The 22,516-nt window shown below is 73.1% G+C and carries 21 protein-coding genes and 1 other RNA gene; 16 read left to right on the plus strand and 6 right to left on the minus strand.

The features are described 5' to 3' along the window. Window positions 1–6 precede the first annotated feature (6 nt). On the minus strand, window positions 7–1,338 hold the full coding sequence (locus CK485_RS13870; RefSeq protein ID WP_241968456.1) for a hypothetical protein: 1,332 nt from the start codon (window positions 1,336–1,338) through the stop codon (window positions 7–9). A gap of 750 nt (window positions 1,339–2,088) precedes the next feature. On the opposite strand from CK485_RS13870, the gene CK485_RS13875 reads away from it, so the two are divergent. From CK485_RS13875 to CK485_RS13885, 3 genes are read left to right on the plus strand one after another with little or no spacing between them, the layout of a single operon-like run. Then, entirely contained in the window at window positions 2,089–3,003 is a 915-nt protein-coding gene (locus CK485_RS13875) for a Nif3-like dinuclear metal center hexameric protein (RefSeq protein ID WP_109450378.1), read from the plus strand. Continuing rightward, on the plus strand, window positions 3,000–3,743 hold the full coding sequence (locus CK485_RS13880) for a C4-type zinc ribbon domain-containing protein (protein WP_199239431.1): 744 nt from the start codon (window positions 3,000–3,002) through the stop codon (window positions 3,741–3,743). The genes CK485_RS13875 and CK485_RS13880 overlap by 4 nt, the downstream gene beginning before the upstream one ends. Beyond that, window positions 3,740–4,975 carry a bifunctional RNase H/acid phosphatase gene (locus CK485_RS13885; RefSeq protein ID WP_109450380.1) on the plus strand — a complete coding sequence of 412 codons (1,236 nt, stop codon included), beginning with the start codon at window positions 3,740–3,742 and terminating at the stop codon, window positions 4,973–4,975. The genes CK485_RS13880 and CK485_RS13885 overlap by 4 nt, the downstream gene beginning before the upstream one ends. Here the strand turns inward: CK485_RS13885 and eda are convergent. Then, a complete protein-coding gene (gene eda / locus CK485_RS13890) occupies window positions 4,947–5,669 on the minus strand; it encodes a bifunctional 4-hydroxy-2-oxoglutarate aldolase/2-dehydro-3-deoxy-phosphogluconate aldolase (RefSeq protein ID WP_109452967.1) in 723 nt (240 codons plus the stop codon). The genes CK485_RS13885 and eda overlap by 29 nt on opposite strands. A gap of 265 nt (window positions 5,670–5,934) precedes the next feature. Here eda and CK485_RS13895 point away from each other — a divergent pair, with 265 nt between their 5' ends. Further along, entirely contained in the window at window positions 5,935–7,272 is a 1,338-nt protein-coding gene (locus CK485_RS13895; RefSeq protein WP_109450382.1) for an NAD(P)/FAD-dependent oxidoreductase, read from the plus strand. Between the two features lie 136 nt (window positions 7,273–7,408). Beyond that, window positions 7,409–8,008 carry a PadR family transcriptional regulator gene (locus tag CK485_RS13900; RefSeq protein ID WP_241968343.1) on the plus strand — a complete coding sequence of 200 codons (600 nt, stop codon included), beginning with the start codon at window positions 7,409–7,411 and terminating at the stop codon, window positions 8,006–8,008. Window positions 8,009–8,023: 15 nt separating this feature from the next. Here CK485_RS13900 and yaaA read toward each other — a convergent pair whose 3' ends face one another. Beyond that, window positions 8,024–8,809, minus strand: coding sequence for a peroxide stress protein YaaA (gene yaaA, locus CK485_RS13905; protein WP_109450384.1), 786 nt, complete (start codon window positions 8,807–8,809; stop codon window positions 8,024–8,026). A gap of 84 nt (window positions 8,810–8,893) precedes the next feature. On the opposite strand from yaaA, the gene rnpB reads away from it, so the two are divergent. Next, window positions 8,894–9,292: RNase P RNA component class A (gene rnpB, locus CK485_RS13910), an RNA gene on the plus strand. A gap of 112 nt (window positions 9,293–9,404) precedes the next feature. On the opposite strand, the gene CK485_RS13915 is transcribed toward rnpB, so the two are convergent. Next, window positions 9,405–9,614 carry a hypothetical protein gene (locus CK485_RS13915; protein WP_109450386.1) on the minus strand — a complete coding sequence of 70 codons (210 nt, stop codon included), beginning with the start codon at window positions 9,612–9,614 and terminating at the stop codon, window positions 9,405–9,407. Beyond that, complete coding sequence (locus tag CK485_RS13920; protein WP_109450388.1) at window positions 9,611–10,384, minus strand: TMEM165/GDT1 family protein; 774 nt, start codon at window positions 10,382–10,384, stop codon at window positions 9,611–9,613. Before CK485_RS13920 ends, CK485_RS13915 begins: the two co-directional genes overlap by 4 nt. Window positions 10,385–10,714: 330 nt before the next feature. On the opposite strand from CK485_RS13920, the gene CK485_RS13925 reads away from it, so the two are divergent. From CK485_RS13925 to CK485_RS13960, 7 genes are all read left to right on the plus strand, one after another. Then, window positions 10,715–11,677 carry an ATP-binding cassette domain-containing protein gene (locus CK485_RS13925; protein ID WP_109450390.1) on the plus strand — a complete coding sequence of 321 codons (963 nt, stop codon included), beginning with the start codon at window positions 10,715–10,717 and terminating at the stop codon, window positions 11,675–11,677. Then, entirely contained in the window at window positions 11,674–12,507 is an 834-nt protein-coding gene (locus CK485_RS13930; RefSeq protein WP_109450392.1) for a hypothetical protein, read from the plus strand. The genes CK485_RS13925 and CK485_RS13930 overlap by 4 nt, the downstream gene beginning before the upstream one ends. Window positions 12,508–12,578: 71 nt before the next feature. Further along, window positions 12,579–13,859, plus strand: a complete 1,281-nt coding sequence (locus CK485_RS13935) for a histidine kinase (RefSeq protein WP_109450394.1) — start codon at window positions 12,579–12,581, stop codon at window positions 13,857–13,859. Beyond that, window positions 13,856–14,548: a response regulator transcription factor gene (locus tag CK485_RS13940; RefSeq protein ID WP_109450396.1), complete on the plus strand. Its 693-nt coding sequence runs from the start codon at window positions 13,856–13,858 to the stop codon at window positions 14,546–14,548. Before CK485_RS13935 ends, CK485_RS13940 begins: the two co-directional genes overlap by 4 nt. A gap of 56 nt (window positions 14,549–14,604) precedes the next feature. After that, on the plus strand, window positions 14,605–15,489 hold the full coding sequence (locus CK485_RS13945; protein WP_109450398.1) for a hypothetical protein: 885 nt from the start codon (window positions 14,605–14,607) through the stop codon (window positions 15,487–15,489). A 361-nt stretch (window positions 15,490–15,850) separates the two neighbouring features. Next, window positions 15,851–17,164 (plus strand): divalent metal cation transporter, encoded by a 1,314-nt coding sequence (locus tag CK485_RS13950; protein ID WP_199239339.1) that lies wholly within the window; start codon window positions 15,851–15,853, stop codon window positions 17,162–17,164. Between the two features lie 586 nt (window positions 17,165–17,750). Continuing rightward, window positions 17,751–18,254 (plus strand): RICIN domain-containing protein, encoded by a 504-nt coding sequence (locus tag CK485_RS13960; RefSeq protein WP_109450403.1) that lies wholly within the window; start codon window positions 17,751–17,753, stop codon window positions 18,252–18,254. Between the two features lie 287 nt (window positions 18,255–18,541). Here the strand turns inward: CK485_RS13960 and CK485_RS13965 are convergent, their stop codons facing one another. After that, window positions 18,542–19,309, minus strand: coding sequence for an SDR family oxidoreductase (locus CK485_RS13965; RefSeq protein WP_109450405.1), 768 nt, complete (start codon window positions 19,307–19,309; stop codon window positions 18,542–18,544). A gap of 83 nt (window positions 19,310–19,392) precedes the next feature. Here CK485_RS13965 and CK485_RS13970 point away from each other — a divergent pair, with 83 nt between their 5' ends. The 3 genes from CK485_RS13970 (at window position 19,393) to CK485_RS13980 (ending at window position 22,474) form a co-directional block, all read left to right on the plus strand. Beyond that, window positions 19,393–19,704: a 4a-hydroxytetrahydrobiopterin dehydratase gene (locus tag CK485_RS13970; RefSeq protein ID WP_109450407.1), complete on the plus strand. Its 312-nt coding sequence runs from the start codon at window positions 19,393–19,395 to the stop codon at window positions 19,702–19,704. 161 nt (window positions 19,705–19,865) lie between these two features. Further along, window positions 19,866–21,227, plus strand: a complete 1,362-nt coding sequence (locus tag CK485_RS13975) for a multidrug effflux MFS transporter (protein WP_109452973.1) — start codon at window positions 19,866–19,868, stop codon at window positions 21,225–21,227. After that, entirely contained in the window at window positions 21,224–22,474 is a 1,251-nt protein-coding gene (locus tag CK485_RS13980; RefSeq protein ID WP_109450409.1) for a serine hydrolase domain-containing protein, read from the plus strand. The genes CK485_RS13975 and CK485_RS13980 overlap by 4 nt, the downstream gene beginning before the upstream one ends. The last annotated feature ends 42 nt before the right edge of the window (window positions 22,475–22,516 follow it).

Genomic DNA, 22,516 nt, shown 5'->3' on the forward strand with positions numbered 1-22,516 from the left:
TCGAGTCTAACCGTGGACATGATCACTGAAACCGGCGGTCCGACTCGCGTCTGTCACGGTGGTTGTTGCTGAATCGTGGCGCGACGGTGACGCTGAATCGTTTGTGCGCACGGGGCCCTCCGCGGCGGACATCGGCGCCTGCTGGAGCGGGACGACACGGTTGGCCGGATGGTCGGACACCGGGTCCTTGGCCTGGTCGGGGCGCTGGTCCGGTTGCTCGGCGGGGGGCGGCGCGTCGGAGGGCCCCGGCGGGGCGTCGGGCGGCGCGGAGGCGGGCTGCTCGGCGTGGGATCCGGAGGTGCGTCGCGCGGCGGTCTCCACGCGCGGCCCGGCGCTTCGGCCGACCGGGGCAGGTCCCGCCGTGTCACCCTTCGCTTCTGAGGACGGGGCGGCGTAAACATCCCGCACGTCAGCCCGGAGGGTGATGTCGCGCACGCCGTACGGCTGTTCCGGCCGCGCGTACGGGAGGCGCAACGTGTCGCCGTCGCCCCACCACGCGCCGTCCACCAGCCACCCCGGCGGCGTGGGCAACGGCTCCAGCCGCCGGGTCGACGGGCGCCACAGCACCGCCCGGTTCCCGATCCGCAGCGCCACGCCGCATGCCTCGGGCGTCAGTGCCTGCCCCGGCTGCACGGCCAGCGGCACCGCGCCGGGATCGCGCAGGCAGTCGGGGAAGCGCACCGGGCGCGTGCTGCCCAGCACGCCCCAGCCCAGCCGGGCGTCCCCCGGCGCGTCGCTGCGCACCAGCAGCAGACCGCTGTCGGGGTCGGCGAGCAGCAGCCGGTCGTCGCTGTCCTCGGTGATCTGGAGCAACGGGTGCACGCTTCCGTCCGCCAGGTCGACGGCGACCGTCTTCGTCCGCCCGTCGATCTCCCGGTCGAGCGCCAGCGTCCGGCCTTCGCGGTCGAGCCAGATCCCGCCGTTGCAGCGGCCGGGTACCTCGGCGAGCGGGGCGAGCCCGGGGCCGCCGTGCACCAACCAGACCGTGCTGACGCCGTCCGTGCGGGCCAGCGCGTACGCGGAACCGTCGGCCGCCGCGGGCAGCAGGCGCACCTGCTCGCCGTGTAGGAAGCCCACCGGCAGCTCCCCGGTGCCGGGGCCGGTGGGGTAGAGCAGCGCGAGGTCGTGGCGGTCGCCGTCGCCGGGGCGGCGGATGAGCACGCGGCCGTCCGGCAGCGGCAGCACCTGCGCCTCCGGCGACTCCGGCCGGGCGCCGGGCAGTCGCACGGTGTACGGCTCGGGCCCGCCCAGCGTCCAGCGTTCCGGGTACCAGCCGCCGTCCCCGTGGTCGGCGAGGCAGGCCCCGTACGAGCCGTCCCGGGTGACGGCGAACCCGATGCGGCGCGGAGTGGCGAGCGGGACTGCCGCGCGCGGGCGGGCCGAGACGGGCGCCCGCGGTGCCGGGGCCCCCGGGGGAGCGGTGCGGGCCGCGGAGGCCCGCGGGGAGCCCTGATCCGGATCGGGGCCGCGGGACGGCGCCGCCTCCGCCGCTACGGGCGCCGCCTCCGCCGGCACGGGCGCCGCCTCGGCTTCCGTCGGCACGGACGACGCCGCCGCCGACCCTGAAGACGCCGCCGCAGCCCCTGAAGCCGCCCCGGCTTCCGTCGGCGCGGGCCCGCCCGCCTCCGCTCCTGCGCCCGCAGACGCCTCCGTCGCGGCCCGTACCCCCGAAGACGCCTGCGCCCCAGCCCCCGAAGGCGCCTGCGCCCCAGCCCCCGAAGGCCCTTCCGCCGCCGTCCCCGCCCCCGAAGGCGGCGCCTCCGTTCGCGCGCGCCCCGGCGCGGCCTCCGCCTCCGAAGACCGCGCCTCCGGCATCGTGACGCGCAGCGTCCTCGTGCCGGTCAGGCCGAAACCGGTCGCGGCGGAATTCGCGGTGTGCGTGGCCAAGACGGTCATCTTCCTGCGTCACCTCCGAGCGCAGACGCTAGTTTTCGTACGCCCAGCCGATCGCCACGAGTTGCCGCGCTTCACACATAAGGGTGGCCGCGTTCCGGAACGGCGTGAAACGGGCGCTCGGATGTGCTGCGCGCCCCCGGGCGGAACCCGGCGGGAGGCCCCGGGGCCGCCATGAGAGGTAACCTTCCACCCGTGCCCAAACTGTCCGACGTGATCGCCGCCCTCGACGGCCTGTGGCCCGCCGACCGGGCCGAGCAGTGGGACGCCGTGGGACTGGTCTGCGGCGACCCCGACACCGAGGTCGGCCGGGTGCTGTTCGCCGTGGACCCGGTGCGGGAAGTCGCCGAGGAGGCGGTACGGATCGGGGCCGACCTGCTGGTCACCCATCACCCGCTCTACCTGCGGGGCACGACGACGGTCGCGGCGACCCACTTCAAGGGCCGCGTCGTCCACGAGCTGATCAAGCACGACATCGCGCTGCACGTCGCCCACACCAACGCGGACCGGGCCGACCCCGGCGTCTCCGACGCCCTCGCGGCCGCCGTGGGCCTGCGCGTCACCGGCCCCCTCGTGCCCGACCCCGGCGACCCGGCGGGCCGTCGCGGCCTCGGCAGGGTGGGGGAGCTGACGGTGCCGCTGACGCTGGCCGAATTCGCCGCGCAAGCCGCCCGCGGCCTGCCCCGCACCGCCACCGGGCTGCGCGTCGCCGGCGATCCGGAGCGCGAGATCCGTACCGTCGCCGTCTGCGGAGGCTCCGGCGACAGCCTCTTCGACCAGGTGCGCGCCGCCGGGGTGGACGCCTACCTCACCGCCGACCTGCGCCACCACCCCGCCTCCGAGGCCACCCAGCACGGTGGCCCCGCCCTGATCGACGCCGCGCACTGGGCCACCGAGTGGCCGTGGTGCGAGCAGGCCGCGGCGGAGCTGGACCAGATCTCCGACCGGCACGGATGGAGCCTGCGCGTCCACGTCTCCCGTCAGGTCACCGACCCGTGGACGCTGCACGCGTCCGCCCCTCCGGTCCAGGAAGTCCCCCCGGCCCCGGAAGTCCCTCCGGTCCCGGAACCGGAATCCGCCCCCTCCAGCAGCTCAGGAGCCCCGAACTGAACGCCGCGCCCGCTGACCAGATCCGCCTTCTCGACCTCCAGGCCCTCGACGTGCGTCTGGGGCAGCTGGAGCACAAGCGCACCCACCTCCCGGAGCACGCCGAGGTCGAGCGGCTGTCCGCCGACGCGGCACAGCTGCGCGACCTGCTGGTGGCCGCGCAGACCCAGGAGAGCGACACCGCGCGCGAGCAGACCAAGGCCGAGCAGGACGTGGACCAGGTGCGCCAGCGCGCCTCCCGCGACCAGAAGCGGCTGGACTCCGGCCTGGTCACCTCGCCGAAGGACCTGGAGAACCTCCAGCGCGAGATCGCCTCGCTCGCCAAGCGCCAGGGCGACCTGGAGGACGTGGTGCTGGAGGTCATGGAGCGCCGCGAGGCCGCCCAGGAGCGGGTCGCCGAGCTGACCCAGCGCCTGGAGTCGGTGCAGGCCAAGGTCGCCGAGGCGGAGGCGCGCCGGGCCGAGGCGCTCAAGGAGATCGACGCGGAGGGCTTCACGGCCGGCAAGGAGCGCGAGGTCGTCGCCGCCTCCATTCCCGCCGAGCTGCTCGCGCTCTACGACAAGCTGCGCGCCCAGTTCGGCGGCGTCGGCGCGGCCAAGCTCTACCAGAAGCGCTGCGAGGGCTGCCGCCTGGAGCTGAACATCACCGAGCTGAACGACGTCAGGGCCGCCAAGCCGGACGAGATCGTGCGCTGCGAGAACTGCCGCCGCATCCTGGTGCGCACCCCGGAATCCGGCCTGTGAGCAACGCGTTCGTCGTCGAGGCGGACGGAGGGTCCCGGGGCAACCCGGGCCCCGCGGGATACGGCGCCGTCGTCGTCGACGCGGCGAGCGGCGAGACGCTGGCGGAGGCCGCCGAGTACATCGGCACCGCCACCAACAACGTCGCCGAGTACCGCGGCCTGATCGCGGGCCTGCGCGCGGCACACCAACTCGACCCGGACGCCACGGTCCTGGTGCGGATGGACTCCAAGCTCGTCGTCGAGCAGATGTCGGGCCGCTGGAAGGTCAAGCACCCCGGCATGCAGCCGCTGGCCGCCGAGGCCCGTGCGATCTTCCCGGCGGAGCAGGTGTCGTACGAGTGGGTACCGCGCTCGCGCAACAAGCACGCCGACCGCCTCGCCAACGAGGCGATGGACGCGGGCAAGCGCGGCGAGCAGTGGGATCCCGCCACCTCGACGGCCGCCCTCAAGTCCCCGCGTGGACAAGGAACTTCGGGAGTTGACGTGACGTCAGGTCCGGGTGGCGCCGGTGCGGACGCCGCGGTCGCCGCGCCCGCTGTGGAACCGGTCGCCCAGCCGCTCGCCGAGCCCGCCGCCGTCCCGGTCGGCTGGGGCGCCGCGGACCTGGGCACGCCGACCACGTTCGTGCTGCTGCGGCACGGCGAGACCGCGCTGACCCCGCTCAAGCGCTTCTCCGGCTCCGGCGGCGAGGACCCGGGGCTGTCCGAGAAGGGCCGGTGGCAGGCCGACCGCGCCGCCGACGCGCTGGCCGCCCGGGGCACCGTCCAGGCCGTCGTCACCTCGCCGCTGGCCCGCTGCCGCCAGACCGCGCAGGCCGTGGCCGACCGGCTGGGCCTGGAGGCCGGCGTCGAGGAGGACTTGCGCGAGACCGACTTCGGGGCGTGGGAAGGACTGACGTTCTCCGAGGTGGGGGAGCGGTACCCGGACGACCTCCGGGCATGGCTGGCGTCCGCGAAGGCCAGGCCCACCGGCGGGGGCGAGAGCTTCGCGACGGTCGCCCGCCGGGTGGCGGGCGCCCGCGACCGGCTGATCGCCCGCCACGCGGGGAAGACCGTGCTGCTGGTCACTCACGTCACCCCGGTCAAGACGCTGGTCCGGCTCGCGCTGGGTGCGCCGCCGGAGTCGCTGTTCCGCATGGAGCTGTCCGCCGCCTCGCTGTCGGCGGTGGCGTACTACGCCGACGGCAACGCGTCGCTGCGGCTGCTCAACGACACGGCGCACCTGCGGAGTTGACGGGCCCGGGCTCCGGGGCGCCCGGTAGCGTTCCGCCCGCGGCGGCCGCCGCCCGGGCCAGCCGCTCGATCCGCCCCCAGTCGCCGGCCCGTACCGCATCGGCGGGCACCATCCAACTCCCGCCCACGCACGGCACGTTGGGCAACGCCAGGTAGTCCGCCGCGCGGGCCGCGTCGATCCCACCGGTGGCGCAGAAGCGCGCCGAGGGCAACGGTGCCGCCAGCGACCGCAGATACCGGACGCCGCCCGCCGCCTCGGCGGGGAAGAACTTCATGTCGCCCACCCCGCGTTCCAGCAGCGCCATCGCCTCCGACGCGGTGGCCACCCCGGGCAGCACCGGCACCCCGGAGCCCAGCATCGCCGTCAGCAGCCCGTCGGTGCACCCCGGGCTGACGAGGAAGCGAGCGCCCGCGTCCAACGCGCCGCTCACCTGGCGAGGCGTCAACACCGTTCCCGCGCCCACGATCGCGTCCGGCACGTCCCGGGTGACCGCGCGGACGGCGTCGAGTCCGGCGGGCGTCCGCAGCGTGATCTCGACGGCCGGCAGACCGCCCGCCACCAGTGCCCGGACCAGCGGTACGGCGTCGTCGGCGTCGTACAGCGTGACGACGGGGACGACGGGCGCGAGATCGAGGACGGACGGGGCGGCCGGGACGGAAGAGGTGGCGAGGCCGGAGGCGGGCGCGTCGGGCATGGCCGTCATCGTGCCGCTCGGGTCCGCGGACCGCAACAACCGTTGCGCTCATCGCAACGCGATACCCGTTCCGTTGATCGCGATATACCTCCCGGGCGGCAACGGGCCAGCCCTGTCCGCCCGGAACCCTTGATATTGCTGGTCGCTCTTGACGTCTCCGGCTTCGGCGCGAGTGCTTGACATGTATCGCGATAGTCATAATATGAATATCGCGAGTCGTCGTCCCGGCAGGGCGCGGCATCCCACCCATCCCACGGAGACCCTCATGTCCCGCACATCCCCGCACGTCATCGTCATCGGCGCAGGCTTCGGCGGCATGGCCCTCGCGCACGGCCTCAGGCGGGCCGGCATCGCGGTGGACGTCTACGAACGCGACCGGACCCGCTCCGACGGCCTGCACGGTTACCGCGTCGGCATCGACCCCGACGGCTCCCGGGCGCTGGAACGCAGCCTGCCGCCCGAGCTGTACCGGACCTTCCTGGCCACCTGCGCCCGCTCGCCCGAGCACTTCGTGATGCTCTCCGAGAAGCTGCGCACGACGCTGGACATACCGCTCACCGAGGAGACCGCCGGCCACTCCGTCAGCCGCATGACGCTGCGTCAGGTACTCCTGACCGGCCTTGAGGACGTCGTGCACTTCGACAAGACGTTCACGCACTACGAACAGCTGCCGGACGGCCGCGTCACCGCGCACTTCGCCGACGGCACCAGCGCGACCGGAGACGTGCTGGTGGCGGCGGACGGCGCCAACTCCCGCGTACGGCAGCAGTATCTGCCGCACTCGACCGTGCTGGACTCCGGCATCGTCGCGCTGGCCGCCAAGGTCCCGCTCACCGACGCCACCCGCGCGCTGCTCCCGGAGCACGTCTCGCAGGGCATCGGCATGGTGATGGCACCGCGGGGCTTCGGCGGCATCCTGCACACCATGGAGTTCAAGTGGGACCGCTCCGGCGCCCTGAAGAACGGCATCGGCGGCAACGACGCCGAACTCCTCGCCGAATGGCCCGGGTTGCTCTTCGACAACACCCGCGACTACATCAACTGGTCGGTGTGGGCCGCCGCCGACAAGTTCCCGGCCGGCGCCGCCCGGCTGCGCGGCACGGACGTCGCCGACCTCGCGCTGCGCCTCACCTCGCACTGGCACCCGAACCTGCGCCGCCTGATGGAGCTGTCCGACCCCTCCTCGGCGTTCGCCCTGGCCATCCGCACCTCGGTCCCGGTCGAACCGTGGCGGCCGACCCCGGTCACCCTCCTGGGCGACGCCATCCACACCATGACCCCCGGCATGGGCGTGGGCGCCAACACCGCGCTCATCGACGCGGTGGAGCTGTGCCGCGCGCTGACCGCGTACCGCGACGGGGCGCGCACGCTGACCGAGGCGGTCGGCGGCTACGAGGAACGCATGCGCGACTACGGCTTCAAGGCGGTCGTCGCCTCCCGCGAGCGGATGAGCTCCGACGGCGTGATCCACAAGCCGTACGTGGGCCGCCTGATACTCGGAGCCCAGCGCGCGTTCCTGCGCACGGTCAACCACACGCCGCCGGTCAAGCGGAAGCTCACGGAGAAGATGATGGCGAAGCGCACGGAGGGGCGGGAGGGCTGAAGCCCGCCACCCCGGGGTGGCCGCGGGCCTTGCGGTCACGGGACTGCTGCGGCCTGCGGCGACGGCCGCGTACGGTGACCGGCGTACGGTAGCGCCCGTCCGCGTACGCGGCCCGCGCGGAAGCAGAAGGAGACCCATGGCCACCGCCGACGCCCCGAGCCCGCGCCGCTCCACGCTGGCCATGACCGTCCTGCTGCTGCTCGGCATCGAGCCCCTGCACCCGTACGCGTTGCGGCAGCGGATCTACGCGTGGGACAAGGACCGCGTGGTCAACGTCGGCCAGCGCAACTCGGTCTACCAGACGGTCGACCGGCTGGCCCGCTCCGGACTGATCGAGGCGGTCACACCGGGCGGCCCGCGCGACCGCACCGTCTACCGCACGACCGAGCGCGGCGCGCGGACCGGCAGGCGCTGGCTGCTCGACCTGCTGGCCGAGCCGCTGGACGAGTACCCGGCCTTCCCCGCCGCGCTGGCCTTCCTCGGCGCGCTTCCCCGGCCGACGGTACTGGAGGCGCTGCGCGAGCGGGCCGCGTCGGTCGCGACACGCCTGGAACGCGAGGACGCGGAGGTCGCCGAGGGCCTGGCCGCGATCCCGGGCGGCGTCGACCGGATCAACCTCGTCGAATACGACTACCTGCGCACGATGCGCGCGGCGGAACTGGCGTGGCTGCGCGGGCTGATCGAGGAACTGGAGCAGTCCGGACCCGAGGACGGGCAGGAACCGGCGCCGAAGTGAGGCCGGCGGACCGGCTCAGTGCACGTCGGACACCAGCACGTCGAGTTGGCCGGGCTTGGCGCCCTCCTCCACGGTGAAGCCCAAGTCCCGCCAGACGTCGGCGAGTTCGGCGGCCGTGCCGGGGCGGGCGTTCGCTTCGAGGAGGGCGCGGACCAGTCGGCCCTTGGTCGCCTTGTTGAAGTGGCTGACCACGCTGCGCCGTTCCACGCCGTCCACCATCCGCACCTGGAGGACCCGCACGGCGACGGTCCTGCGGGCGAGTTCGCCCTTCGGCTTCCAGGCGGCGGCGTACGCGGAGGAGCGCAGGTCGAGCACCAGCCCGTCCCCGGCCACCTCCGGCATGACCCGGGACATCGGCTCGCGCCAGAACGCGGCGAGCGCGCCGAGGGCGGGAAGCTTGACGCCCATCGGGCAGCGGTAGGAGGGGATGCGGTCGCCGATCCGCACGGCGCCCCACAGACCGGAGAAGACGAGCAGCGACTCACGGGCGAGCCGCAGTGCGTGCGGGGCGAGACCGGCGAGCCCCAGGGCGTCGTACAGCACCCCCGTGTACACCTCGCCGGCGGGCAGGGCCGGGGCGGTCTCCAGGGCCGCGTTCCTGGCCACCTCGCCCCGCAGCCGCTCCCCGAGCCCGAGCACCTCGAGGGCCTTCGCCTCGTCGCCCCGGCACAGCTCCACCAGCTCGCCCAGCACCGTGCGCCGCGCCTCGGTCAGCCCGGGCAGCGCGAGGGCGTCCAGGTCGAGGGCGGGACCCTCGCTCCCGCAGGCCTTGCCCTCGGACGGCGGAAGCAGGACGAGCACGGCGGTTCTCCCTCGTACGGCCGGTGACGGATCCCGTGCAGCCTACGACGCCCCGGTGGTCGACTAGGATGGCGGGACGGCAGACGAGTCGTGCGGGCGGTCGCGTCAGGGCATTTGGTCCTGCCGAGGAACGTCCGGGCTCCACAGGGCAGGGTGGTGGGTAACGCCCACCCGGGGTGACCCGCGGGAAAGTGCCACAGAAAGCAGACCGCCGGGGACCTCGGTCCCCGGTAAGGGTGAAACGGTGGTGTAAGAGACCACCAGTGCCCAGGGCGACCTGGGCAGCTAGGTAAACCCCACCCGGAGCAAGGTCAAGAGGGACGCCCCAGGGCGTCCTGCGCGGATGTTCGAGGGCTGCCCGCCCGAGTCCGCGGGTAGACCGCACGAGGCCGGCGGCAACGCCGGCCCTAGATGGATGACCGCCTCCCGGCGGACCGCGAGGTCCGCCGGAGACAGAACCCGGCGTACAGCACGACTCGTCTGCCGCTCACCGTTTCCCCGCGGGACAGGGGCCGCGTTGCCGGCGCGCCTGCCACTGCCAGGCCGGATCCGGGCCGCTTCCTGAGCGGTGGGGCCGGGCACCGCGTCCGCGGGGTCAGTCCGGGCGGTTCCGGGAGACGGCGCGGCGCAGGGACAGTCCCAGCACTACCGCCACCGCGGCGGGCGGCAGCCACCAGGCGTTGACGCCCGCGCTCGTGAGACCCGCTGTGGCGGCCAGGGCGAGGAGGACCCCGCACGCGATCCGCCAGTCGTCGCCGATGACGAAGTCGCGCCAGAACGCGGCGAAGGCGCGGATCCGGGTCATGGGGAGACTCCTTGCGCGGAGGACTTCCGCGTGGGGGTGGCGGGGGGACGGGTCCGGCGCAGCAGCGAGGTGCAGGCGAGGGCGAGCAGCGCCACGGCGGGCACCGTCGCGAGCAGAGCGGCGTCGCCGCCGGGCCAGTGCGCGCCGGTGCCCTCCGTCGCCCAGAACAGGCCGAAGGCGGTGAGCATGACGCCCACGGCGAACTTCATGGTGTTCTCCGGAACGCGGGCCAGAGGGGCGCGCACGGCGAAGCCGACGGCCGTGACGAGCAGGACGGCCGCTGCCGCGCCGAGCACGGCCACGGGTACGTCGTGCTGGTTGGCGCCGAACGTGACCACGATGAACACGACCTCCAAGCCCTCCAGGAGGACGCCCTTGAAGGCCAGGGTGAAGGCGTACCAGTCGCGGACCCGCCACCGGCCGCCGGTCGCCGCGGTCCGGGCCGCGGCGACCCGCGCGGCGTAGATACCGGCTTCGTCGTGCAGCGCCTTGAGGCCGGAGGCGCGCAGCACGGCCTTGCGCAACCACTGCAGACCGAACAGCAGCAGCAGCGCGCCGACGACCAGGCGCAACGCCCTGAGCGGGAGCAGGCCGACGGCCGGACCCAGTGCGGCGACGGCGGCGGTGAGTACGGCCATCGCCGTCACGGTGCCGGAGGCCACCGAACCCCAGTGGCGGCCGACGCCGGCGGCCAGGACGATCGTCAGCGCCTCCACCGCCTCCACCGTGCAGGCCAGGAAGACGGTGAGGAACAGGGCCCAGGCCGTCACGTCCCGCGCCGCGGGAGTGGAGCGGACTGGCGAGCGGACACGGAACCTCCCGGCCGTCGAGCGGGCCCCGGCCGGTCGTGCGGCGGCCGCCCGGCGCCCTGGGACGGCTACCACCCTAGAGGGCTTCGCAGTTCCCGCCCAGTGCTCGCCCGCAGCAGCCGGCCCGCCTGCGTAACCGGCCCCGCACGATGCGCCACGTAGTACCGCGGTACCACCTGCGACGCGATGATCGCTCCTGGGTACGACGGGTCGCGCCGCGCGAGGCTCCTAGCGTGGGGACCCGATGCGGCCGGACGGGTCCGGCGGCCGAGACCGGAAGAACGGGTCCCGATGATCGAGGCACAGCAGCTGACCAAACGGTACGGGGAGAAGACGGCGGTCGACCGCCTCGACTTCACGGTCAAGCCGGGTACGGTGACGGGATTCCTGGGCCCCAACGGGGCGGGCAAGTCCACCACGATGCGCATGATCGTGGGCCTGGACGCCCCGAGCAGCGGGTCCGTCACGGTCAACGGACGCCGGTACGCCGAGCACACCGCTCCGCTGCAGGAGGTCGGTGCGCTGCTCGAGGCGAAGTCGATCCATCCCGGGCGCTCCGCGTTCAACCACCTCAACTCCCTGGCGCTGACCCACGGCATCCCGCGCCGCCGAGTCGAGGAGGTGATCGAGCTGACGGGCATCGAGGGCGTCGCCCGCAAGCGCGCCGGCGCCTTCTCGCTGGGCATGGGGCAGCGGCTCGGCATCGCCGCCGCGCTGCTGGGCGACCCGGCCACGATCATGCTGGACGAGCCGGTCAACGGCCTCGACCCGGAGGGCGTGCTGTGGATCCGCAACCTGCTGACCGACCTGGCCGCCGAGGGCCGCACCGTCTTCGTGTCCTCGCACCTGATGAGTGAGATGGCGCTGACGGCCGACCACCTCATCGTGGTGGGCCGGGGACGGCTGCTGGCCGACACCACGGTGCAGGACCTGATCCGGCAGTCCGGCGGTGACACCGTGAAGGTGGCCGGCTCGGACCCGGGCCGGTTGCGCGAGGTGCTGGCGGGCCCCGGTGTGGAGATCACCGGGCGGTCCGGTTCCGAGGAGCTCCAGGTCACCGGGCTGACGGCCCGCGCCATCGGGCTGAAGGCGGCGGAGGCGGGCATCGCCCTGTTCGAACTGACCACGAAGGGCGTCTCGCTGGAAGAGGCGTTCATGGAGCTGACCCGGGACGACGTGGAGTACCACGGCCGCACCACGGTCCGCACCACCCGCGACACCGAGGCCGCCGAGCCGGTGGGGAGCGCAGCATGAGCACGACGACGACCACGGCCGCGGCCACACCGGCGCGGCAGGTCCACAAGGTCACCTTCGGGCGCGTGGTGCGCGCCGAGTGGGCCAAGTTCTGGTCGCTGCGCTCCAGTTGGATCACGCTCGGACTGGCGCTGGTCTTCATCCTGGCGTTCGGCCTGATCCGGGACTGGCGCTACACCGCCATGATCAACGGCGGTCACGTCCACGACCCGGAGGTGCTCGGGGCCAACGCGGTGGGCCTGTCCCTGTTCGGGCTGAACTTCGGACAGCTCGCGGTGGGGATCCTCGGGGTGCTGGTCACCGCGGGCGAGTACTCGACCGGGATGATCCGCTCCACGCTCGCGGCCGTCCCCCGGCGGCTGCCCGTGCTGTGGTCCAAGGCGGTCATCTTCGGCGCCGTCGCGCTGCTTCTGGGCGTCGCCGGGGCGTTCTGCGCCTTCGGCATCGGCAGCGGCATCGTCTCCGGGACCCGGGCCGCGCTGGGGTTCTCCGACGCGGGGGTGCTGCGGGCCCTGTTCATGGCGGGCCTGTACCTGGCGCTGATCGGCATCTGCGGGGTGGCGCTGGGCGCGCTGCTGCGCTCGGTCGCGGGCGGCATCGCCGTCCTGGTCGGCACGCTGCTGCTGGTGCCCGGCCTGATGGAGCTGCTGCCGACGACCTGGCAGAACAACGTCAGCCAGTACCTGCCCAGTCACGCGGGCGACTCGATGTACGCGTTGCACCAGGATCCGCATACCCTCTCTGCGGGCGCCGGCCTGGCCGTGCTCACGGGGTGGGCACTGCTCGCCCTGGCCGGTGCGGCCTACCGGCTCGGGCGCACCGACGCCTGAGTGATCCGAAGGGGCCCGAGGGGCCGAGGCAGTGCTTGGCGTGGTGAGGATGGGCAGGGCAGGTGACGGCAGTGGCTGAGCCGGCGGAACGGGACCCGGTATGGGGTCACCCGTCGGTGGCCCGTCTGCTGCGGGTGTGCCGCCGGCTCCGGCAGGGCGACCGGAAGCGGCCCTGGCTGCTGGACGCGCTGCTGGTCGCCACGGTACTGGCGCTCTTCGGCCTGCCGGACCTGCTGCACGGCATGGGACCGGTCCGCCACGGCCACGGCGGTCTGTCGCCGGCCGCGGTCGTGGCGGCGCAGCTCGGGCTGGCCGTGCCGCTGCTGTGGCGGCGCCGGTGTCCGACGGCGGTCTTCGCCGTGGTCGCGGCGGTCTTCGTGGCGCAGTGGAGCTGGAACGTGTGGCTGCACGCGGACATCGCCCTCTTCCTCGCCCTGTACAGCGTCGCCCGGCTGGCGCCCCTGCGCCGGCTGCCGTGGGCCGGCGCCGCGACCGTGGCGGCGCTGCTGCTGGTGGTCTTCAGGGTCTCGGTGGTGATCTCGCCGCTGATCGCGCTGTTCTTCCTGAGCAGCGCGGCCACGGCCGCCACCGCCCTGGGTCTGGCCATCCGGATCGGCACGGCCTATCTCGCGGCCCTGCGGGAACGCGCCGCCCGGCTGGAGGTGGAGCGCGACCAGCGCAGCCGCCTGGCCGCCGCCGCCGAGCGCACCCGTGTCGCCCGGGAGATGCACGACATCATCGGCCACCACCTCGCGGTCATCATCGGCCTGGCCGACGGCGGCCGCTACGCCGCCGAGACCAGGCCGCAGCGCGGCAGGGAAGCCCTCCAGCTGATCGGCGGGACCGGACGCCAGGCCCTGGACGAGCTGCGCCGGATGCTCGGCGTCCTGCGCGAGGAACAGGAACAGGACCCGCAGCTCATGCCGCAGCCAGGGGTCGCGGACCTGAACGCGCTGTGCGCACGGGTGCGAGCCGCGGGCCCGCAGGTGTCCTACCGCACGGTCGGGGACTGGGAGTCCCTCGACCGGGGACGGCAGTTGGCGGTGTACCGCATCGCGCAGGAGGCGCTCACCAACACCCTCAAGCACGCTGGCGCGGACACCCGGGCGCAACTGACGGTCGCCGTGGAGGAAGCGGGGGTGCGCGTCAGGGTCGAGGACAGCGGCCGTCCGTACGACGGCGACCACCCCGCCGAGGAGCGGCCGCACAACGCCGAGGGGCAGGGGATCGCCGGCATCAGGGAACGCGCGGCGCTCTACGACGGGCAGGTGAGCGCGGGCCGCCGGCCCGGCGGCGGCTGGGTGGTCGAGGCCACGCTGGCCGGGCCGTCCCTGACGGGCGCGGCGTCGTGACCACTGTCCTCATCGTGGACGACCAGCCGTTGCAGCGCTTCGGCTTCCGCATGCTGCTGGACAGCGCCCCGGGCACCCACGTGCTCGGAGAGGCCGGCAACGGGGCCGAAGCGGTGCGCCAGGCCGCCGAGCTGCGGCCCGACGTGGTGCTCATGGACGTACGGATGCCCGGCATGGACGGCATCGAGGCGACCCGCCGGATCATCGCGGCGGGCGGCCGTTCACGCGTCCTGGTGCTGACCACCTTCGACCTCGATGACTACGCCCACGCGGCACTGCGGGCCGGAGCCAGCGGATTCCTCCTCAAGGACGCCCTGCCCGAGGAACTCCTGGCCGGGATCCGTGCCGTGGCCGCGGGTGACGCCGTGATCGCCCCCGGCCTGACCCGGCGCCTCCTGGACGCCTACGCACACCGGCTGCCCGGGGCGTCGCCCGCGCCCGCTCCGCGGTCACACCCCCGGCTGCGCGCACTGACGGAACGCGAGTACGAGATCCTCGTCGCCATCGGCCAGGGCTGGAGCAACGGCGAGATCGCGGAACGCCTGGTGCTGTCGGAGAGCACGGTCAAGACCCACGTCGGCCGGGTCCTGGCGAAGATCGGGGCCCGCGACCGCGTCCAGGCCGTGATCCTCGCCTACGACCTCGGCCTGGTCCGCCCCGCCCCGCCCACCGAGGCGGGGCCGCCCTGAGGGGCCCGAGAACCCAGTCCGTTTCCCCAGCAAGTCAGTCGTAGGAGAGGGATGTCATGCGAGGTTCGGCCAAGCCGTCGGGATCGACGCGAGAGCCGCTGGCCGCGAAAGTGCCCGAGATCACCGCGCTGTTCTGGGTGGTCAAGATCCTCACCACGGGCATGGGCGAGGCGACGTCGGACTTCCTGTCCAACGGCAGCCTGCCCGTGGCCGGGGCCGTCGGCCTGGGCGGATTCTGCCTGGCCCTGGGGTTGCAGTTCCGCGTCCGGCGCTACCACGCGGCGGTCTACTGGCTCGCCGCGGTGGCGGTCGCGGTCTTCGGCACGATGGCCGCCGACGGCCTGCACGTCGGGCTCGGGCTTCCCTACTACGCCACCTCAACCCTGTACGCGGTGTTCCTGACCGTCGTCCTGGTCGCCTGGTACCGCAGCGAGGGGACCTTGTCCATCCACAGCATCACCACCCGTCGCCGGGAGGTCTACTACTGGTGCACGGTCCTGGCGACGTTCGCCCTGGGCACCGCGCTGGGTGACTTCGCGGCGGCAACCCTGCACATGGGATTCCTGGCCGCCGGAGTGGTGTTCGCCGTCCTCATCGCCGTTCCGCTGCTCGCCTGGTGGAAGTTCGGCATGAACGCGATCCTGGCCTTCTGGTTCGCCTACGTGGTCACCCGCCCGCTGGGCGCCTCGTTCGCCGACTACCTCGGCAAGCCGCACTCGCTCGACGGCCTCGGCTTCGGCGACGGCACCGTCGCGGCGGCCGCTTCCGTGGTCATCGTCGCTCTGGTGGGATACGCGGTCGTCACGCGCAGCGACATCCAACGCCCCGCGGCAGCCGAACCGGTGCCCGTCGGGGACCAGGCCGGCGTCGGCCACGGGCGCGTTCACGACGACGAGAGCCGCCAGTACCTGACGGCCAACGGTCCCGGCGGGACGAGCTGACCGGCGGTCTTCGCATCCCGTACTCGGTAGGAGCGGGCGGCGGCCGACGGCGAACCGCCCGGCATCCGCGGAGGGCGGCTGCCGGGCTTCGTCGCGGCTCGCCGGAACACGCCGTGATCTCGTGCTCGGGAGACGAGTTGGCGCGGCGGCTCCCCAGCCCCTTCAGCGACTTGAAGGCAAGGCTCACCTAAGTTAAGGTGGCGCGTCGGTGCGAGGACACACGGCGGCTGCGTAGTCGCAGGTGAATTCGCCCTCGCCTCGCCGACGCGGCGGTCCGGGGCGGATCAGTCGGACGAGCCGCGTTCGCCGCCCCGGTCTCGCGAGTCGCCTGAGCCCGTGGCCGCCCCCGAGGAGGATGCCAGTGCCGGCCGATGTGTCCGAGTCGACAACGGCAGACACACCCGTGGTGGACGCGGCGGCGGCTCCACGCCGCCGCTTCTCCTTGACGCGGCGTCAGATGGTGATCTGCGCGATGCTCGCGGCGTGGGGGCCGGGGCTGATCGTGATGCTGGCCGACACCGACGCCGGTTGCCTGATCACCGCCGCGCAGTCGGGCGACCAGTTCGGCTACTCCATGGTCCTGCCCCAACTGATACTGATGCCGATCCTGTTCGCGGTGCAGGAGATAACCGTCCGGCTGGGCATCGTCACCGGCAAGGGGCACGGGACCCTCATCCGGGAGCAGTTCGGCAAGTGGTGGGCACTGCTCTCGGCCGGCACCCTGTTCCTGTCGGCCATCGGCGCACTGCTCACCGAGTTCGCGGGCGTGGCCGGCGTCGGCGAACTGTTCGGCGTCTCCAAGTGGGTCACCGTGCCCACGACCACGGCGTTCCTGGTCGGTTTGGCCTTCACCGGCAGCTACCGGCGCTCGGAGCGGATCGGGATCGCCATCGGCCTGGCCGAGCTGGCCTTCGTGCCGGCCATGATCATGACCCACCCCAAGGCCCATGACCTCCTCCACGGCCTCGGCTCGTTTCCCGGCCACAACACCCAGTACGTGTACCTGCTGGCCGCGAACATCGGCGCGGTCATCATGCCGTGGATGATCTTCTACCAGCAGAGCGCCGTGGTGCAGCGGAAGCTCGCGGTCTCCGCCCTCCGGCAGGCCCGCTGGGACACCGCGGTCGGTACCGTGCTCACCCAGGGCATCATGGTCGTCGTGGTGATCGCGCTGGCCGCCTCGGTCGGACGCAAGAACACCGAGGCCACGCTCAACGACGTGGGTCAGATCGCCAACTCGCTCGCCCCCTACCTGGGAACGGGCAGCGCCAAGTGGCTGGTCGGCGCCGCGATCCTGGGCGGCGCGCTGGTCGCGGCACTGGTGGTGTCGCTCGCCGGGTCCTGGGGCCTGGCCGAGGTCCTGGGCTGGAAGCACAGCCTGGACGAGCGGATCAACCGCCGCAACGCCAAGTTCTACGTCACCTACGCCCTGTCGCACATCGTCGGCGCCGTGCTGGTGCTGGCCAGCTTCGACCTCGTCAGCCTGGCCGTCGACTGCGAGGTGATGAACGCCTTGCTGCTGCCCATCGTCCTCGGGTTCCTGCTGGCGCTGGAGGCCAAGGCCCTGCCGCGCGAACACCGGATGCGCGGAGCCTACCGCGTGACGATCACCGTGCTGTGCGTCGTGGTGATGGGCTTCGCGCTCTACATGATCCCCAAAACCCTCGGCTACTGAGCAGCGGCCCGCGGCCGGACCAAGGCGCCCTCGACCGTGCGTACGCGGGCTCCCTTGACGTAATTATTCTGGAGACCAGAATAATGTGATGTCGTTCCACCGAGGCCATGGACGCAGGTTCGCCGACCTGGTGACATGGCGTCAGAACGACTCGCCACGTGCGCGCCGGCGTCGCGCTACTCCTTCAACGCGACGTCACCCGCCGGCGGTTCGAAGACGATCACCATGCGGAACACCGCCACCGGCGACTGCGACCTGCACGAGACCAACGTCAGCTACACCTACACGGACGACGATCTCGTGCCGGGGCCCGACTACCAGCCCCTGAACATGGCCGAGGGCACCCAGCGTCTCGTACCACGCGAACATCCACCACAACGGCGGCTTCACGTGCGGCCAGCACCGGGCCATCCTCACCACGGACTTCATCTTCCAGGACCCGCACAACGGCCCCGGAAAGCCCGATGTCATCTCCGTCGTCCACTTCGACCCCGGCACCTTCCAGCCCGTCAAGTCCAACGGGGTCCAGTGGGACAACGCGTACGACGACCTCATCCAGGGCGAGTGCGGGTCGGGCTGCCGGGTCATGGTGCACAGCGACGCCCAGATCCCCGACTCCACGACGACCTCGGTAACCGACGACTTCGGTCAGCTGTTCCGGACCTACAAGTCCTACGTCGACCCCTGGAACCTGCCGGACTCCGACTTCGTCCTGCGCGGGGTCCAGGTCGTCAGCAGCAACGAAGGCAGCGACACGACGTCCTCGGTGAGTGATGTCGACGCCACCTTCACACCGAACGCGGACCCGAGCGCCGCGCCTGAGGGCCCCCTGCGGTACGGCATCCAGGGAAGCGGCGGATCGAACCTCTGCCTGGACGACTTCGGCAGTGCCACGCAGGCCCCCGCCACCGCGGACCTCTGGGACTGCACCAGCGGCGACGGGGCGCAGAACTGGACCTTCGGCCTGGACGGCACCCTCCAGGTGAACGGCCTGTGCCTCGCGGCGGACGGCACCGCCGCCGGCTCCGCGGTCGCCCTCGCCTCCTGCGACGGCACCACCGGCCAGAAGTGGGTCACCCCGCAGCAGTGACGGCCGCAGCCCCGTCGTCCCGTCCCGCCGGCCGCTGCTCGCGGTCGACGGGACAGGACGAGGGACCCGGAGGGCGACGGCCGAGGACCAGGTGAACGATGGGCAACTGAACGATGACCTCTCGGCGCGCCGCCGTGCCGCCGGCGCGGACCGAGGACCGGCCGCCCGCGCCCGGAGCGCTGCCCGCCGCCCCCGACGAGGAGGCGGCGCAAACCTGGCCGCCGCCGGGTCCGCGCGGCCTGCTACACCCCGCCGTAGGACTGAACACCGGTAAGCGGCAACGGCGTTCAGCCCCGGCCGACGTATGGCATCGTCGTCGCCATCACCGTCACGAACTGCACGTTGGCCTCCAGCGGCAGCGACGCCATGTGCAGCACCGTGCCGGCCACGTCGGCCGCGTCCATCACCGGCTCCGGCACCACACGGCCGTCCGGCTGCTCGATGCCCTCGGCCATCCGCCGGGTCATCTCGGTGGCCGCGTTGCCGATGTCGATCTGGCCGCAGGCGATGCCGTACGGGCGCCCGTCCAGCGACAGCGAGCGCGTCAGGCCGGTGATCGCGTGCTTGGTCGCGGTGTAGGCGACGCTCTTCGGGCGCGGCACGTGCGCCGAGATGGACCCGTTGTTGATGATCCGCCCGCCCATCGGGTCCTGCTCGCGCATCGCGCGGAACGCGGCCCGAGCGCACAGGAAGGCGCCGCCCAGGTTCACGTCGACGACCGCCCGCCACCGCTCGTACGACAACTCGTCGATCAGCGACGGCGGGGCGCCGGTGCCCGCGTTGTTGAACAGCAGCCCGAGCGCCCCGAAGCGCTCCGCGACGGTGGCGAACAGGGCGTCCACCTGGCCCGGATCCGTCACGTCGGTGGGCACCGCGACCACCGGCGCCGCCTCGCCCGCCAGCCGCGCGGTCTCCCGCAGCGGTTCCTCCCGGCGGCCCGCGAGCGCCACCGACCAGCCCGCGCCGGCCAGCGCCAGCGCGACCGCCCGCCCGACACCGGAACCGGCGCCGGTCACCACGGCGGTCCTCGCCGCGATCTTCCGAATTTCGCTCATGCCCGATGAGGGTAGGGGGTGGGACGATGGGACATCACGGACACAGCGTGACCGATGAGCATCCTGTGAGGGGAGTCCGCCCAATGCCGAGCGCAGACCCGCTGTCCAACAAGGAGATCGAGGACCGCCTCGCCGAACTGCCGGGCTGGCGGCTGTCCCTGGACGGCACCGCCCTCACCCGCGTCTACCGCCTCCCGCACCTGCGCGCCGCCATCCTCGCCCTGCACATCGCGGGCGTCCAGGACGAGCTGAACCACCACTCCGACCTGGCCCTCGGCTACGACACTCTCGCGGTGTCCATCACCACGCACGAGGGCGGCGGCGGGCTCACCGCGAAGGACTTCGACCTCGCCCAGCGCATCAGCGAACTCGCCCCGACGCACGGCGCCGCCTGAGCCGCGCTCTTCGAGCCGCACTTCCCGCGCCACGCTTCCCGAGCCGCGTCCAGGTCACCCCGGGCCGTCCCCGCCGCCGATTCCGCATCGCGGTGGGCGGGGCGGCGCGCACCGGAATCCTGAGAGACTGATGGCCGTTGCAACGACCCATGGAGAACAGGATGACGGAGCCCGGCCCCGCCACGCCCGCGGACAACGCCGTGCCCGCGGAAGCCGCCGCGCCCGCGGAGAAGGCCACGCCCGCCGACGGCCGAATACCTGACCATATATCGGATGATTCGGAACTATCCGGACGTTCGCCTTCGTCCTCCGGGCACCCGGCGAGCCGCCGACTGCTCGTCACGTTCGTGCTGGGCGGCCTGACCGCGCTGCCCCCGCTGTCCATGGACATGTACCTCCCCTCGCTGCCCGCGGTCACCGCCGCGCTGCGCAGCCCGGCCGCGACCGTCCAGCTCACCCTGACCGCCTGCCTGCTCGGCATGGCCCTCGGTCAACTGGTCGTCGGCCCGATGAGCGACAAGTGGGGCCGCCGCCGCCCGCTGCTGATCGGCATGACGGTCTACGCGCTCGCCACCGCCGTCTGCGCGTTCGCCCCGAGCGTCGAACTCCTCATCGGCTTCCGCCTGGTGCAGGGCCTGGCCGGTGCGGCGGGCATCGTCATCGCCCGTGCCGTGGTGCGTGACCTGTACGACGGGGTGGCGATGGCGCGGTTCTTCTCCACCCTCATGCTGATCTCCGGCGTCGCCCCCGTCGTGGCGCCCGTCATCGGCGGCCAGATCCTCCGGTTCACCGACTGGCGCGGGGTCTTCGTCGTCCTCACGGTGATCGGCGCGCTGCTCACGCTGCTGGCGACGCGCGTACTGCCCGAGACGCTGCCGGCCGCACGACGGCACGACGGCGGCCTGCGTGACGCGGTGCGCACCATGCGCGCGCTGATGGCGGACCGGGTCTTCGCCGGATACATGCTCGCCGGAAGCTTCGCCTTCGCCGCGCTGTTCGCGTACGTCTCCGGCTCCTCCTTCGTCGTGCAGGACATCTACGGAGCCTCGCCGCAGACGTTCAGCCTGCTGTTCGCGCTCAACTCGGTCGGGCTGGTGGGGATCGGGCAGCTCAACGGCAAGGTGCTGGTCGGCCGCGTCCCGCTGGACCGCGCGCTCGCCGTCGGGCTGAGCGTCATCCTGCTGGCGGCGTGCTGCCTGCTGGCGCTTACCTGCGGGGTGTTCGGGCACGCCGGGCTGCCGCCGGTCGCGGCCTCGCTCTTCGTGCTGATGTCGGCGATGGGGCTGGCGATGCCCAACACCAACGCGCAGGCGCTGATGCGTACTCCGCACGCCGCCGGATCCGCCTCGGCGCTGCTGGGCGCTGGACAGTTCCTGGTCGGCGCGGTGGCCTCGCCGCTGGTCGGCGTGGCGGGCAGCGGGACCGCGGTGCCGATGGCGCTGGTCCAGGTGAGCTGCGCGGTGGTGGCGCTGGGCGCCTTCGCGGGCATGTGCAGGCCGTGGCGGCTAGCGTCGGCGGTATGAGAACGCGGGAGGGCGGCACGCCGGGGGAGGACGGAGCGGGCGCGGACCACGGGCTCGCGGCGGAGTCGGCCCGGGCGTCCGGGATGGCCGAGGCATCCGGGGCGGACGCTCTCGCCGGGCTGATCCGCGGTGACCTCGACGACGCGGTCGCCGTCCCGCCGCCCTCCGGCGCCGGGCGGGCGCACCCCTGGTGTTCCGGCGTCGTCGCGCTGGCCGGTCGTGGCGAGGACGTCGTGTGCCACGAGGCCGCGGGCTGGGCGGTGCGCTACGCCTCGTACGACGAAACGACAGACCGGGGTGTGGAACTGCCGCGCGAGCGGTGGCTTCCGGTCCGCCGGGACACCGTCTTCGACCTCGCGTCGCTGACCAAGCTGTTCACCGCGATCGCCGTGATGCGGGAGGCGGAACGCGGCACGCTGGAGCTGGACGCGCCGGTGGCCCGCGGTCTCCCGGAGTTCGGCGCGCACCGCAAGCAGGATGTGACGGTACGTCAACTGCTCGCACACACTTCGGGGTTGCGGCCGGAGCTGGCGTTCTGGGCGGAGCCGACCGCGTCGGCGCGGCGTGGACTGCTGTGGCGCGAGGAGCCGTTGACGGCGCCGGGGGCCGCGTACCTCTACTCCGACCTCAACTTCCTCGCCGCGCAGTTCCTGCTGGAACGGGTGACGGGCCGCCCGCTGGACGTCCTCGTGCGGGAGGGGATCACCGGACCGCTGGACATGCGGGACACCCGGTTCGCGCCGCCTTCCGCGTGGCTGCCGAGGATCGCGGCGACCGAGGACCAGCGCGGGCCCTGGGGGCGGCTGGAGCGTGGGATGGTGCACGGCACGGCGCACGACGAGAACGCGTTCGCCTTCGGCGGCGTCGCCGGGCACGCCGGGCTCTTCTCCACCGCCGCCGACCTCGGCCGGCTCTGCGCGGCGCTGCTGGACGGCGGGCGCGGGGTGCTGCGGCCGGAGTCGGTCGCGGAGATGTTCGCCGACCACGGTGTGCCGGGCCGCCCGCACGGCCTGGGCTTCGACCTCGGCCAGCCGTGGCTGACCGGCGGGCTGTCGGGCCCCCGCACCGCGAGCCACACCGGCTTCACCGGCACCAGCCTGGTGATCGACCCGGTCTCCGGCGTCTACGTGATCCTGCTGGCCAACGCCGTGCACCCGGTCCGCACCTGGCGGCGGGGAAACGCGCCGCGCGCGGCGGTGGCCGACCGGCTGGCCGGATGGGTCAAGAGTTGGCAACGATTGTCATAACAGACCGGATGGGGCTGGTGGTGAAAATCGTTTCCACTTAGC

The sequence above is a fragment of the Streptomyces sp. ICBB 8177 genome, assembly GCF_003144095.1.
In the GTDB taxonomy this organism is placed as follows: Bacteria; Actinomycetota; Actinomycetes; order Streptomycetales; family Streptomycetaceae; genus Streptantibioticus_D.